Genomic DNA, 12,920 nt, shown 5'->3' with positions numbered 1-12,920 from the left:
CGGGTGGTGGGGAAGGGGCCGGGAATCAGCGGCCGGCTGCCGACGGTGCGGGCTCGGCGGCGGGATCCTGGGCGGAAAGGTATTCGTAATCGTTGCGGCTTAGCTGCGCCACCCGGGAGTGGCGGCGGCCGTAGCCGAAGTAGGCGGCGGCGCCTACCAGCATCCACACCGCGAAGACCCACCAGGTGCTGGAGCCGAGGTTCGCCATGAGGTAGATACACATGACGGTACCCAGAATCGGGGTCAGTGGATAGAACGGTACCCGGAAGGTCCGCGGCAGGTTCGGCCGGGAGCGGCGGAGGTAGATCACGGAGAGGTTGACCAGCGCGAAGGCGAAGAGCGTACCGATGCTGGTGGCATCCGCCAGCTCGCCGAGCGGGACCAGTCCGGCCGTGAGCGCGACGGCGCTGCCGACGATCAACGTCCCCGCCACGGGAGTTCCGGTCCGCGGCGAGACGCGGCCGAAGACCTTGGGTACCAGGCCGTCCCGGGACATAGACATCAGGATCCGCGTCTGGCCGTACAGCACGGTGAGCACAATGCTCGCGATCGCCACCACGGCGCCGACGGCGAAGACCAGCGCCATCCACGGGTTGCCGGTCAGCTCCTGCAGGATCTGCACCAAGGCGGCTTCCGTACCGTCGAACCAGGTCCACTCGCGGGCGCCTATGGCGGCGACGGCGACGAGGATGTAGATGCCGGTGATGATGACCATCGACGCGATGATGGCGCGGGGAAGATCACGCTGCGGGTTCTTGGCTTCCTCGCCGGCGGTGGAGGCGGCGTCGAAACCGATGTAGGAGAAGAACAGGCGCGACGCTGCCGCTGACATGCCGGCCACGCCCATCGGCATCAGGGTTTCGAAGTGGCTGGCGCGGAAGGCCGTGAACGCGATGGCGATGAACATGAGCAGCACAGCGATCTTGATGACCACCATGACGGTGTTCACCCAGGCGCTTTCCTTGGCGCCGCGCACCAGCAGGACCATCGCCAGGACAACGACGGCGACCGCCGGAAGGTTCAGCACCCCGCCTTCGGCGCCGGGCGGGGCGGCAATCGCGGCCGGCAGCGCCAGGCCAAACGTCTGCAGCATCTCGTTGACGTACTCGGCGGAGCCGACCGCCACCGCAGCCACGGAGACCGCGTATTCGAGGACCAGGCACCAGCCGCAGATCCAGGCGATTCCTTCACCCATGGTGGCGTATGTGTAGGAGTAGCTGGAGCCGGAGACGGGGACCGCGCCGGCCATCTCCGCGTAGGAAATGGCGGAGAGCAGCGCCGCGAAGCCCGCCACCAGGAACGAGATCCAGATGGCGGGTCCGGCCAGCGGAACCGAGGCGCCGAGGACTACGAAGATGCCGGTGCCCAGGGTGGCGCCGACGCTGATCATGGTCAGCTGCCAAACGCCGAGGCTGCGCCTCAGGCGGGGGCCGCCGGAACTGCCGTCAGCGCCGGTACCGGCCTCGTTGAGCATCTGGCCGAGCGGCTTGCGTCGCAGCAACTGGCTGCCCAGGGGCAGGCCCCGGCGCTTCGTTGCGGGAGGGGTGTCGATCATTCTCGGTTCCAATCTGGAGGCTTCTTCCGTTCCACCAGCGTGCCATGTGAGACAGCTAACAAGCTGGGGCAAAATGACCTACACTCTTCTCGCATGAGACATTCTGCACCATCCGCCGGTGGCGGGGAGGACGCCCGGCCTGTACCGGCGGGCGCCGACCAGTTTAGCGGCAGCACGGCCGGAGCCTTCGCGGCGGTCTCGCTGGAACGCTTCCTGGACCGGCTGCCGGACACCCTGACGGTGGTCCACGACGGCCGGCAGGGCGCTACGGAACCGGCCCTGGTCCGGTGGGTCGAGCCGAGCGAGCTGGAGGACCCCGCCCCGTACCTGCTGGAGGGCGAATTCGTCCTGACCGCCGGACTCCCGTTCCTCGACGACGGCGGGACCCCCGAAGCCGTGGACCGGTACATCGAACGGCTGGTGCAGGCGAAAGTCTGCGCCCTTGGTTTCGGTATCAGCCCCTACTTCAGCGACGTCCCCCAGACCCTGGCCGAGGCCTGCCGCAAGCACTCCCTGACGCTGGTGGCGATTCCGGAAGAAGTTCCCTTTGCCGCGTTGGGGCTCGAATTCGCCCGGCTGCTGGAGGCGGAGAACCTCAGGGTGCTGCGCCTGCTCTCGGAAGCAAACAGGCAGCTGATGCGCGCCGTGCTGACTCCGCGTCCCGAGGCCGAACTGCTGGAGGCGCTGGTGCGGAACGTCCCGGTGTGGGCAGTGCTGGTCGGCGCCAACCGGCGCGTCCGCTCGCGCGCCGTCCCCGCGCCACTGCAAGTCGGCGTGCCCGAGGCCGCGGAACTGGAACCGATGCTAGCCAGGCTCTTCGCCGGCAGCGGTCCGCGGGTCGAACTGGAAAGCTTTGACGCGCCCGGGGCTCGGCGGGTGGTGGGGTATCCGCTCCGCAGCACCCGGGACGCGAACCTGGGGGCCCTGGTTGTCGGTGCGGGGAACCCGCTGGAACCGGTGGAGAGGAACATTGTCGAGACCGCCGTCGGGCTGTTGGAAGCCTTGCTGCGTCAACGTACTGTCGGCTCTCTGGCACCCAGCCAACTGGCAACGGCACTGCTGCTGCACCCGGAAACAACGACGGCGGGGTCCCGGCACTCGCAGGCGGTCGGCAGGCTGGTGGCGCAAAGTGTGGCCGCGCCACGCCATGCTGAACTCCGTGTGGTTCAGGGCTTCCGGGCGGGCGGGCCGGCTCTGGAACCAACGGAAAAAGCGGGCGCCTCGCACGGGACAGGAGGCGAGGATCCGGTCCGCGGACTGCTGCAGTGGCGGCGGATCTTCGACACGAAGCTGGTGGAAAGCACCGACTACGGGTTCGCCGCCATCACAAGGCTGCGGGTGGACGACGCGGTGGTGGCAGAGGTGGAGAAACTTGGCTGGCACCTTGTCATCTCCGATACGGCCGAACTGCCGGAGCTGCCCGAGGCCTACCATCGGGCCACGTCGCTGCGGCAGCAGGCACAGATTGCCGGGCGCAGTGTCAGGGCTGACCAGATCGAGTTCTCCGTCACCGGCCTGCTGGGTCCGGAGGCCGGGTCGATGCTGTTCAACCGGAGCTTCAGCCCGCTGCGGCAGCTGGAGCCGGAGCGCGCCTCCGCCCTGCTGGCGGTGCTGCGGGCGTGGCTGGAGGCGAACGGCAGTTGGGATGGCTCGGCCAAGGCGCTGGGCCTGCACCGCAACAGTGTTCGGCGGCAGATCGGCCAGGTGGGGGAGCTGCTGGGACGCGACCTGGCCGACGCGCAGACGCGGGCCGAACTCCTGATCGCACTGAACTACAGCCCGCCGGATCTGCTGCCTGATCCGTCATAGCTAGTTCCAATATCGGAAGGACGTCTACGACGAGGTCGTTGAAGAGTTCAGCAGCTGCCTCGCTGCCACCACCCCCGGCGATCCGACCAATCTCAAGACCTAGCTGAGCCCGCTGTCCTCGGAAGCGGCCGCTGACAACCTGGCCAAGCAGGTGGATGCCGCGGTCGCCAAAGGCGTAGTCGCCTGGACCGGCGGAGGCAAAGTCGGCGGCGATTCGGCCTTCTTCCAGTCGACCGTGCTAACCGGCGCCACCCGCCGATGTTCCTTTCCAAGCAGGAACTCTTCGGACTTTTCGCCATGGTCTTCCAACCATCTACCGAGCCAAAGCGATCGAGCTGGCCAACAACTCCCCATTCGGCCTGCGCGCCTCTGTGCACACCGATGATCCGGAGAAGGCGCAGCGTGTGGCCGACGGGCAAGAGGCCGGTATGGCCCTTATCATCCAAGAGCCGGGCAGCAGAATTGCCGTTCGGCGGCATCACGCGCTCCGGCGTCAGCCTCGAACTGGGCAAGTACGGCATGGACGAATTCGTCGACAAAAAAGTCATCCGCACGGCCGATTAGCCTTCCTGCTCCTGCAGGCTTGTCGTAAGCGCCGTTATCGGCTTTGCCTCAGCAACCATCCGGGGGTAAGTGGAGCAGCGCGGGCGGGTTCAGTTCTCGCAGTCGGCGCAGTAGGCGTGGGTGTCCTGCTGCCGGGCGATCTGGGAGCGATGCCTGACCAGGAAGCATGAGTAGCAGGTGAATTCGTCGTCGGCCTGCGGGATGACCTGAACGTTGAGCTCCTCGGTGATGAACTCGCCGCCGGGGACACCGGCTCCGTCCAAGCCGTCGGCCTCATCCAGTTCCAGTGTGACGCTGCGGGCGCCGGGTGCATTTGCGGACTGCACGGCCCCCAATGACTTCTCCTGGGACTCCTTGACGTCGGGACGGATCTCGTCGTAATCGGTTGCCACTTGGCTTGTTCTCTTTTCTTTCAGAATTGGATGACCGCGGTACAACGTACAGCACCCGGCTGTTATTCCACAGCCAGAGTCCACGTGAAATCCAAAGGGTGGGACGCTGTCATATGCGCTGTTGCGGGCGTTGCTGATATCGGGCCGCGGAGTCACTTGGTGGACCGGGTATGGAAGCCTGCCCCTTTTGGTAAGCATGCTGATTATAGTGGAAGGATGCCGGATCTGAATAACTGGCCAACGCCGCGGCTGCTCTCGACCGCCGCCCGGTTGGTTGAGCATGCCTGGGATGAGAACCTCGCCGGCGCGGGCCTGACTCATGCGGGTTTCATTGCGCTGGAAGTTCTCGACGCACAAGGCCCGATGACGCAGGCCCGGCTTGCTGGCGGAATCCGTGTGCAGGCGCAGACCATCGGAAAGACCCTGGCCAGGCTGGAGGCCCACGGGCACGTGACCCGGGTACCTGGCGTGGCTGACAGGCGCAGCCATCAGGTCGCTATCTCCGAGCCGGGCAAGAGGGCGCTGGACGAAGCCCGTCAGCTTGAGCTGAACATGCTGTTGGGAGGGGAAGTCGCTACGAAGGAATTGCGGGAGCTGCTGGTCACTGTTGTCCGAAGGCTTGGGTCCGCCCGCTGGGACTGACAGAGCCGGAAGCCGGCCCTCCTGCCGCCGGGGTGCCCTAAATCGTCACCGGATACACAAACACTCACCGGTTACGGCCGATAGGGGCAACGTGCTGCGCGGAAGGTCGCCACGGTATTAATGTTGATGTTTGGTCTGGCCGCGGTGCAGCCGTTCAGGAAGTAGTGTCTGCCAAGGCTTCTTCTGTGATGCCGTAAGGCACGTCTTCGCTCATTTCAACAGTGAACTGGCCCGGTCCGGTCCTGGTAACCAGGATGCCGTGAGTTCCCTCTTTAACGGCAAGGCCCCGAAGCTCGTCCACGACGATATCGAGCAACTGCTGTGCTTCCGCGGCCGTGGTGGCCGTGATCTTCCTTTTCGTCGTCACAATCATGGAATCCATTGTCCCCTCAAATGTCAGAGCCGGCCGTCCGCAGCCGGCTGCGAGTTCGCCCCTTGCTCCTGCGCCGCCACGGGAAAAGCCCAGGCGGATCAGGGCAGGTATTGTCAGGACCCGGAGGCGAACCTGTCTCCGGCCATCCCCGGGTGGCAAGTCTCTTAAGCTCCAGCCCGCCACGTCTCGGACGCCAGCACCGTTATCTGCGTTCGGCGCCCCGCTTTCAGCCCGGGAGGATTGTCCCCGCGTCGGGGAACCGGGCGGCTTCGTCGCGCAGGCTGCTGCCGAACTCTCCGTGGTACAGCGACTGAATCAGGGCGAAATGGAAGCCCTCGGCCTGCTCCAGCGTCTTGAATTCCGCAACGATCCAGCCGACGTCCGGGTCTTGCTGTGCGCGCCAGTCCCAAAGGACTGTCTGAAATTCGCCCGGCTTCAGGTCGACGGTGACGGCGGTGATCGCCCCGATCCTGTTCATCTGCGACAAATGGCCTTGACCGACCAGCGTGTTCATGACGTACGCGGCCACCGACGCATCAACCTGGTGGCCTTCACCGCCGGCCGCGAAAAACTCCTGCACTTTGCTCTCCTCAATACTGCACCGACTTCTCAGGCTACCGGGGCAGGGAGGGGAACAGGGCGGCGTTTCCAAGGGGTCGTCCCCGGCCAACGCGACTTCCATGACAGGAAAAACATGAGATACCGGCCGCTGCCGCCGCTGCAGACCGGCTTTGCGGATCCAGGGACGGCCGGCGGGAGATAGCCGGTTGCCACACGGTTTCACCCCGCCGGTACCCAGTAGGACCCAGAGGAACAGGTCCCCGAGTCAAGGGCGTAACTGCCGGAACCCGGGCTCAGCGGAACCCTTTACAACCCGGTTCTGCAACCACGGTAAAAAAGCACAGCGGCTACCGTACGGAAGCTAGTCGAAGGAAATGTCGTGGGCCAGGGCCTCGATTTCCTGCCGGCGGGCCTCATCCGCCCTTTGCTTTGACAGCACCTCTTCGTCCCGCTGTTCCTGCTCCCGGCGGGTCTGCTCGCTGATGTCCCTGATCAGGGAACCGATGATGGAGGCCAGGCCGGCTTTCAGCTCTTCCAGGCTGGTGTTGACGATCTGCAGCCGCGCCTCGTCTATCACCAGGCTGACGTGTCCGTAGCCCTGCTCGGTGAGCCGCTCGTGGGCCGCGGGTCCCTTGATCAGTCTCGCTTCGGCGGGAAGGACACGCCGGGAAAACGCGGCCGAGACCGTGTATCTGGCCGGGGCGTCAGCGGCGTAGAGTTCCCGCGAAACCGCCACCACGGATGTCAGCCGCAGTGTTGACTCAGGCGAGCTGTCCCCGGCCGCTTCACGGGATGACACATTGACGCTCATGAACCCATTTTCCCACCGGTGCCTGTCATTGTCCCGCGCGGGAGGGCAGGGAGCACCGGTTTTTGGCGCATTCCACGGCGCCTCTCCGATCGCCGATCTGATATGCCCGTGGCCTTGCTCACAGAGCCGCCCACGGGTCGCCGGTCCCTTGATCGGCCTTCGGTCGTTCCAATGGTTTCCACCTCCTTCGTGAACACTTCCATCAGCCGGTACCAATATGAAAACGGGCCGCCTGAGGAGCTCACATAGTGGAGTCTGAAGTACTCGCTCAGGCGGCAGTTCCATGCCTCCGAGGGCTGGAAGGCTTACGGGCGGGGCCAGCCCGGATGAACAAGGCAAACTTCCCTGTAGCGGATGAAGGAGAAGTGTGGCAATAAGGAATAGGCAGCAGGCAGGCGTGATGCCCCTGTTGGTGATCGCGACAGCGCAGTTGATGCTGGTGCTGGATGACTCGATCGTGAATATCGCGCTGCCGAGCATTCAACGGGAGCTGGGCGTGGATGCGGTGCATCTGCCCTGGATCGTCAACGCCTACATCCTCGCATTCGGTGCCCTTCTGCTTCTGGGCGGCCGGACCGGTGACTTATGGGGCCGGCGCCGCATCCTGCAGCTGGGCATCGCACTTTTCGTGCTGGCCTCACTGGCCGGAGGCCTCGGACAGAACGCGGAGATGCTTATCGTCGCCCGCGCTGCGCAGGGTGTGGGGGCAGCGATGGTCGCGCCCAACGCCCTGGCACTAATCGCCACGACCTTCGCCGACCGCAAGACGCGCGACACTGCCTTGTCCCTCTACGCCGCGATGTCCGCCCTCGGCATCGTCATCGGGCTGCTCCTCGGCGGTGTCCTGACGGACACCCTCGGCTGGCGGTGGGTGTTCTTCATCAACATTCCCATCGGCCTGCTCGTGCTCGTGGGCAGCCGCACCCTCGTCGCCGCGGACCGCCACCAGGGGCGGCTCGGCATTATCGGCGGGGTGCTCGGTACCGGCGGCATGGTCGCCCTCGTGTACTCCATCACCCGGTTCGGCGAGGCCGGAATCACCGACCCGGCCGCGCTGCTCCTGCTCGGGGCCGCCGTCGTCCTGCTTATCGTCTTCACCCTCACTCAGGCCCGCAGCCGCAACCCCCTGGTCCCGCTGAGCCTGTTCCGGGACCGCAACCGCGCCGGCGCCTATGCGGCGATGCTGCTGCTGGCCATCGGCCCTATGGGTTCCTTCTACGTCATCACCCTCTACCTCCAGCAGGTCCAGCAGCTCAGCCCGATCCAAACAGGTCTGTCTTGGTTGCCGTTCGCGGCCGGGCTCGTGCTCGGCGCCGGTGGCGCCCCGAAACTGCTGCTGCGGATCGCTCCGCGCTACATCGCCGGGGCCGGGGCGCTCCTCAGCGCCCTGGCTGCACTCTGGTTCTCCGCTATCGACGTCGACTCCGGTTACTGGCTGCATCTGGCACCGGCCATGTTCGTCCTCGCGCTCGGATTCGGCCTCGGCATCATCGCGCTCACCCAAGCGGCCGTCTACCGTGTCGACCCGGACAAGGCCGGCATCGCCTCGGCCCTGCTCAACTCCGCCCAGCAGATAGGCGTCGCGCTCGGCCTGGCCCTGCTGGCCGGAATCGCCGCGACCGTTTCAATCGGACAGGAGTACGCAGATGCCGCCACAGGCGCCGCTCTCACGGCCGGCTACAGCACGGCACTAACAGCCGCGGCCGGTCTACTGGTCGCCGCAGGAGTACTGGCACTTGCCACGCTCAACCCCCGCCCTACCCCCGAACACGAAAAGTCCGGCACGATGGCGGATGCGGCGGGACCGACCACCTGAGAACCTCGGCTCCTCCTCATGTCCAAGCTGGTGGCCGGAGGTGTCCAACCGCGAGGCCAACTGCCTGCCTCCAGCGATCGGCCGCGCAGTCCCTCCATGGCGGGACCATCAATTCAGCTTTTATCGGCGTTGACTCTTCCGCCTTTGGTTGAGGAGACAAGCGATGCAGGGGAGCATCGTCCTGCTGACCGGGGGTTCGTGTCACTGTCCACACAAGCGGCGGGCATCAGCAGGGAGCAACAGATCCCGGAACAGGCGCGGAGGCACGTCTTCTCAGGAAGGCCGGGTCGACGACGATACCAAGACCCGGAAGACATCGGACGTGGCCCGGCGGCAATGTTGGCATTCAGCCGGAGAAAGGCCGAGCGCGGCCGCAGCCGTTCCGCTTTGCATCTGAAGAGGCATAAGAACCGCGGCCAGCAATGCTAGTGGTAGGGCTACGGCTGCTGCCAGGCACGGTAAAGCGCAGGGCGGCGGTCACGAAGGTAGGGCACGTGGCGGCGGGCAGCAGCGACGTCGTCGGCGGTGATGTCTGCCCACAGGACTTCGAACGCCGTGTCGGTTCCTGCCTGGGCGAGCAAGGCGCCGTCGGGGCCAACGATCACGCTGAGGCCGCCAAGCAGCAGCTCCTGGCCGGCGTCCGCGGGCAACGCCCCGGTGTGGTTGGCGTAGGCGATGGCCAGCTGGCTTTCCAGGGCGCGGGCCCGCAGCAGGATTCCGGGCACGTCCTGGAAGCCGGATCCGAGCGCCGTCGGCACCAGCGCCACGTTAGCGCCGGCGTCGGCCAAGGCCCGGACGGGCTCGGGGAATTCGACGTCGTAGCAGATCAGCAGGCCCACCCGGGTGCCCTCGAAATCCACCGCCGACGGCGCAGCTTCGCCCGGCACAAAAACCTGCTGTTCTTCGCGATCGAACAAATGCACCTTGGCATACTGGAGGAGCTCATTCCCGGCCCGGTCCAGCAGCGCAGCGGTAATGTGCCAGCCGCCGCCCGTGGCTGCTGCCGGGGCACTGTAGACCAGCCCGATCCGGTGTTCGCGCGCAATTCGGGCGGCGCCGTCGTCGATAGCGCGGGACAACTCCGGACCCAGGGAGGACTGAATGGCCAGAGGTGCGTAACCGCAGATGAACAGTTCAGGGGTGACCAAGACGTCGGCTCCCGCTGCCTCCGCCTCGGCTGCGGCGCGAGCAACCAGAGCAAGATTCCCCGCGACGTTCAGCACCTCGCCGGCAGCCTGCATCACCGCGATCCGCATCCGGTCCTCCTTCTATATTTAAGTACCCGCCGGAATCAGCCTAAGCGGAAATGGCGCAGCACGGCAGGATAAACTGCACCTGCCCCAAGTCGCGCAGGGATGAAACGCACAGGACCCTCGACCAACAGGAGAGACAACGATGTTCGCAGGTTTGAGTGCCTTCCCCCTGACCCCTCTGTCAGATGACGCGGTGGATGAGGCTGCTTTCAGCCGCCTGGTCGAACGGCTCGCGGACGCGAAGGTGGATTCCATCACCGCGCTCGGATCCACGGGGTCCTACGCCTACCTCAGTGGTGAGGAGCGAAGCCGCGTAGCCCGCCGGGCTGTTGAGCACGCCGATGGAATACCGGTGTTCGTTGGCATCGGGGCGCTGCGGACCTCGCAGGTCCTCGCAAACGCTGAAAAGGCCGAGCAGGCAGGCGCTTCCGGCCTCCTGCTCGCGCCCATGACGTACCAGCCCCTGACCGACGACGACGTGTTCGTACTGTTCCGGACGGTCACCGTCAATTCATCGCTGCCCGTCATCGTCTATGACAATCCGGGCACCACGCACTTCACCTTCACCACCGAGCTCTACAGGCGCATCGCGGAACTTCCCGGTATCGCTTCCATCAAAATCCCCGGTGTTCCGGACGATCCAGAGCAAGCACGGGCACGGATCCAGGGAATCCGGGCAGCTGTCCCGGCGCACGTGACCATCGGGGTATCCGGCGATGCCAAGGCGGCAGCGGGCCTGGCCGCCGGCTGTGACACGTGGTACTCGGTCATCGCCGGCACCCTGCCCGCGCCGGCCCTGCGGATTACCCGCGCTGCCCTGGAAGGACGGGTCTCCGACGCATTCGCCGAGTCTGAACGGCTCGCCCCGTTGTGGCAGTTGTTCGCCGAGTTCGGCGGGAGCATCCGGGTTGTCGCAGCCATCGCGGAACAGCTGGGACTCGTACCGAAGGGGAGTCTGCCCTTGCCGATCCAAGGGCTGAACGAGGAGCAGCGTGCCCGTGTGGCCGGGACTATCCAGGACCTCGGCCTCGACCGGTAGTGCGGCACCGGGTCAGTTGTCGGCGGAGTCCTTGAGCTCAATGTAGTCGATGATCATGAACCCGTCCCATGGCACCAAGGCCACGTACCATTCCTGGGCCTTGACGGTCTCGGCCGAGACGGGCGGGAATCCTTCCCCGCGTGGGGGAATGTACGCGGCGTCGAACTTCAGGAAGGTGCCGGCGTCGGTGCTGGAGTGTTCCTTCATACTCATGAGTTCGTATTCGCCGTTGGTGGGGTCGCCCGCTTTCATAGCCAGCGCGATGTTCCGTTCGGTCAGGTCGCGCTGCTCGTCGTAATACGCTTCCCACGCCACGTCCGACCGGGTGACGAAGAGTGTGCCGGCATAGGCGTCGCGGTGGAGCTGGGCGAGGTCTTCGGCGCAGCTCCCCGGCAGGGCCGCTCCGCTCCACGGCGGGGAGGCGGCTAGTTCGGTGCCGGCATTGGCCCAAGCGGTGTAACTGGCCAGTACATTGGCGGCCACCTGTGCCGCGGAGCCTTGGTCGATTGGCTCGGCCTGCACCGAGGCCGGGTCCACTGCGGGGCAGGTGGGAGTCGCCGTCGGCGTTGGTGCAGGTTCCGGGGCGTTGTCGCTGCAGCCGGCCAGCAGGGCCGCGGCCGCCAGCATCATGACCGTTCCACGCCTGGCGTTACGCACAGCTTCCCCCTGTGAAGTCCCACGGCCCATCCGGCCCGGACCAGCCTACCGGGTTCATGTGCCGGCCACGTTTAACGACGGCGCCCGGAAGACGCCTAGCATCTAAAGCGTGACGACGGCGGACCAGCAGCCCTGGCCGGGGCATCCGAAGGGCAGCAGGGCCTACCGGCATATGCTGATTGCGCTGCTCTTCGGCGGACTGGCCACCTTCGCTCAGCTCTACTCGGTGCAGGCCGTGCTGCCCGGCATCGCCCGCGACTTCCAGGTTTCGGCGGCCGACGCTGCCCTGAGCGTTTCCGCCGCCACCATCGGCTTGGCGCTCGCGGTCATCCCGTGGTCCGCCATCGCCGACCGCGCCGGCCGGAAACGCACGATGACCTGGGCGATCAGTGCCGCCGTCGTACTTGGTTTGCTGCTGCCGCTCGCCCCGACGTTTCCTTCGATGCTGGCGCTGCGCTTTCTGGAGGGTGCGGCGCTGGGCGGGATCCCCGCCGTCGCACTGGTGTACCTGAACGAGGAGGTCCAGCGGCTGCACGCTGCGGTGGCCGCGGGCACTTATGTCGCGGGCACGACCATCGGCGGCCTCGCCGGGCGGCTCGTGGCGGGGCCGGTGGCGGAGTTTACCGACTGGCGCGCGGGCGTGCTCGCGGTGAGCCTGCTCTCCGCGGCCGCCGCGGTCCTCTTTGTCCGGCTGGCCCCGGCGCCGCGCGGTTTCCGGCCGGTGGTCCGCGGGCAGGGGCCCAAGCTGGCCGAGCGGATCCTCATCAACCTGCGCTCGCCACGGCTGCTGGCACTCTACGCGCAGGGTTTCCTGCTGATGGGCGGCTTCGTCGCGGTCTACAACTACCTTGGCTTCCGGCTCGAGGCGCCGCCGTTCAACCTGCCGACGTCGCTGGCCAGCCTGCTCTTCCTGGCATACCTGGCCGGCACGGTGTCCTCGCGTTTGGCGGGCGGGCTGACGGTGCGGTTCGGGCGGCTGCGGGTGCTGCTCGCCAGCATCCCGGTGATTATCGCGGGACTGGCGATCACGCTGGCCGACTCGCTGCCGGTCATCCTGGTGGGCCTGGTGGTCTTCACCGGAGGATTCTTCGGCGCACACTCGGTCGCGTCGGGCTGGACACCGCGCCTGGCCACCGTGGGCCAGTCCCAGGCCTCCGGTCTCTACAACCTGTTCTACTACGCCGGCTCGAGCCTGCTCGGCTGGGCTGGCGGCCTATTTTTCGTGCTGTTCGGCTGGTCCGGCGTCGCCATCTTTGCCGCCGTCCTCGCGCTGTTCGCAGGTACGACGGCGGTGCTCGCCTTGCACGGTTCCGAGGCGAAATAGCCGCTAGAGGAGCTGGTCGCCGGCCTGCCCGATCCGCCGTCGTAAACCTAACCGGAGCCTCCGGATCAAGGGTTTTCCAAGATGGGGGTGACGTACTAGGTGCAGTACTTCTTGTGGGGATTAG

At 66.2% G+C, this 12,920-nt stretch carries 13 protein-coding genes; 6 read left to right on the top strand and 7 right to left on the bottom strand.

Annotated elements, in window-relative coordinates:
- Positions 1-25: 25 nt before the first annotated feature.
- Entirely contained in the window at positions 26-1,555 is a 1,530-nt protein-coding gene (locus AC5RWO_RS04650) for an amino acid permease (RefSeq protein ID WP_498729748.1), read from the bottom strand.
- A 93-nt stretch (positions 1,556-1,648) separates the two neighbouring features.
- On the opposite strand from AC5RWO_RS04650, the gene AC5RWO_RS04645 reads away from it, so the two are divergent.
- Both AC5RWO_RS04645 and AC5RWO_RS04640 read left to right on the top strand, forming a co-directional pair.
- Positions 1,649-3,364 (top strand): PucR family transcriptional regulator ligand-binding domain-containing protein, encoded by a 1,716-nt coding sequence (locus AC5RWO_RS04645; RefSeq protein ID WP_498729746.1) that lies wholly within the window; start codon positions 1,649-1,651, stop codon positions 3,362-3,364.
- Between the two features lie 402 nt (positions 3,365-3,766).
- Positions 3,767-3,928 carry a hypothetical protein gene (locus AC5RWO_RS04640; protein WP_498730105.1) on the top strand — a complete coding sequence of 54 codons (162 nt, stop codon included), beginning with the start codon at positions 3,767-3,769 and terminating at the stop codon, positions 3,926-3,928.
- An 89-nt stretch (positions 3,929-4,017) separates the two neighbouring features.
- Here the strand turns inward: AC5RWO_RS04640 and AC5RWO_RS04635 are convergent, their stop codons facing one another.
- Complete coding sequence (locus AC5RWO_RS04635) at positions 4,018-4,320, bottom strand: DUF4193 domain-containing protein (RefSeq protein ID WP_498729744.1); 303 nt, start codon at positions 4,318-4,320, stop codon at positions 4,018-4,020.
- Positions 4,321-4,536: 216 nt separating this feature from the next.
- Here AC5RWO_RS04635 and AC5RWO_RS04630 point away from each other — a divergent pair, with 216 nt between their 5' ends.
- Positions 4,537-4,962 carry a MarR family winged helix-turn-helix transcriptional regulator gene (locus AC5RWO_RS04630; RefSeq protein ID WP_498729743.1) on the top strand — a complete coding sequence of 142 codons (426 nt, stop codon included), beginning with the start codon at positions 4,537-4,539 and terminating at the stop codon, positions 4,960-4,962.
- 154 nt (positions 4,963-5,116) lie between these two features.
- Here AC5RWO_RS04630 and AC5RWO_RS04625 read toward each other — a convergent pair whose 3' ends face one another.
- The 3 genes from AC5RWO_RS04625 to AC5RWO_RS04615 form a co-directional block, all read right to left on the bottom strand.
- Positions 5,117-5,344: a hypothetical protein gene (locus AC5RWO_RS04625; RefSeq protein WP_498729740.1), complete on the bottom strand. Its 228-nt coding sequence runs from the start codon at positions 5,342-5,344 to the stop codon at positions 5,117-5,119.
- 217 nt (positions 5,345-5,561) lie between these two features.
- Positions 5,562-5,915, bottom strand: coding sequence for a hypothetical protein (locus AC5RWO_RS04620; RefSeq protein WP_498729739.1), 354 nt, complete (start codon positions 5,913-5,915; stop codon positions 5,562-5,564).
- A 342-nt stretch (positions 5,916-6,257) separates the two neighbouring features.
- Positions 6,258-6,707: a hypothetical protein gene (locus AC5RWO_RS04615; protein ID WP_498729738.1), complete on the bottom strand. Its 450-nt coding sequence runs from the start codon at positions 6,705-6,707 to the stop codon at positions 6,258-6,260.
- Positions 6,708-7,074: 367 nt separating this feature from the next.
- Between AC5RWO_RS04615 and AC5RWO_RS04610 the strand changes: the two genes are divergently transcribed.
- On the top strand, positions 7,075-8,523 hold the full coding sequence (locus tag AC5RWO_RS04610; protein WP_498729737.1) for an MFS transporter: 1,449 nt from the start codon (positions 7,075-7,077) through the stop codon (positions 8,521-8,523).
- 437 nt (positions 8,524-8,960) lie between these two features.
- Here the strand turns inward: AC5RWO_RS04610 and AC5RWO_RS04605 are convergent, their stop codons facing one another.
- The gene (locus AC5RWO_RS04605; RefSeq protein ID WP_498729736.1) at positions 8,961-9,779 is read right to left on the bottom strand and encodes a nitrilase-related carbon-nitrogen hydrolase; all 819 of its coding nucleotides are present in this window, start codon (positions 9,777-9,779) and stop codon (positions 8,961-8,963) included.
- A gap of 139 nt (positions 9,780-9,918) precedes the next feature.
- Here AC5RWO_RS04605 and AC5RWO_RS04600 point away from each other — a divergent pair, with 139 nt between their 5' ends.
- Positions 9,919-10,815, top strand: coding sequence for a dihydrodipicolinate synthase family protein (locus AC5RWO_RS04600; protein WP_498729734.1), 897 nt, complete (start codon positions 9,919-9,921; stop codon positions 10,813-10,815).
- 12 nt (positions 10,816-10,827) lie between these two features.
- On the opposite strand, the gene AC5RWO_RS04595 is transcribed toward AC5RWO_RS04600, so the two are convergent.
- Positions 10,828-11,472 (bottom strand): hypothetical protein, encoded by a 645-nt coding sequence (locus AC5RWO_RS04595; RefSeq protein ID WP_498729732.1) that lies wholly within the window; start codon positions 11,470-11,472, stop codon positions 10,828-10,830.
- 172 nt (positions 11,473-11,644) lie between these two features.
- On the opposite strand from AC5RWO_RS04595, the gene AC5RWO_RS04590 reads away from it, so the two are divergent.
- Entirely contained in the window at positions 11,645-12,796 is a 1,152-nt protein-coding gene (locus tag AC5RWO_RS04590) for an MFS transporter (RefSeq protein ID WP_498730095.1), read from the top strand.
- Positions 12,797-12,920: the final 124 nt, after the last annotated feature.

The organism is Arthrobacter sp. B055-34 (assembly GCF_059090425.1).
Note: the sequence above shows the minus strand (reverse complement) of the source record. Positions and strands in the feature narration are given on the sequence as shown.

Coding starts and splice junctions, on each gene's coding strand:
- AC5RWO_RS04645 (WP_498729746.1), top strand. CDS start 1,649: ATGAGACATTCTGCACCATCCGCCGGTGGCGGGGAGGACGCCCGGCCT.
- AC5RWO_RS04605 (WP_498729736.1), bottom strand. CDS start 9,779: ATGCGGATCGCGGTGATGCAGGCTGCCGGCGAGGTGCTGAACGTCGCG.
- AC5RWO_RS04630 (WP_498729743.1), top strand. CDS start 4,537: ATGCCGGATCTGAATAACTGGCCAACGCCGCGGCTGCTCTCGACCGCC.
- AC5RWO_RS04590 (WP_498730095.1), top strand. CDS start 11,645: ATGCTGATTGCGCTGCTCTTCGGCGGACTGGCCACCTTCGCTCAGCTC.
- AC5RWO_RS04615 (WP_498729738.1), bottom strand. CDS start 6,707: ATGAGCGTCAATGTGTCATCCCGTGAAGCGGCCGGGGACAGCTCGCCT.
- AC5RWO_RS04625 (WP_498729740.1), bottom strand. CDS start 5,344: ATGGATTCCATGATTGTGACGACGAAAAGGAAGATCACGGCCACCACG.
- AC5RWO_RS04600 (WP_498729734.1), top strand. CDS start 9,919: ATGTTCGCAGGTTTGAGTGCCTTCCCCCTGACCCCTCTGTCAGATGAC.
- AC5RWO_RS04650 (WP_498729748.1), bottom strand. CDS start 1,555: ATGATCGACACCCCTCCCGCAACGAAGCGCCGGGGCCTGCCCCTGGGC.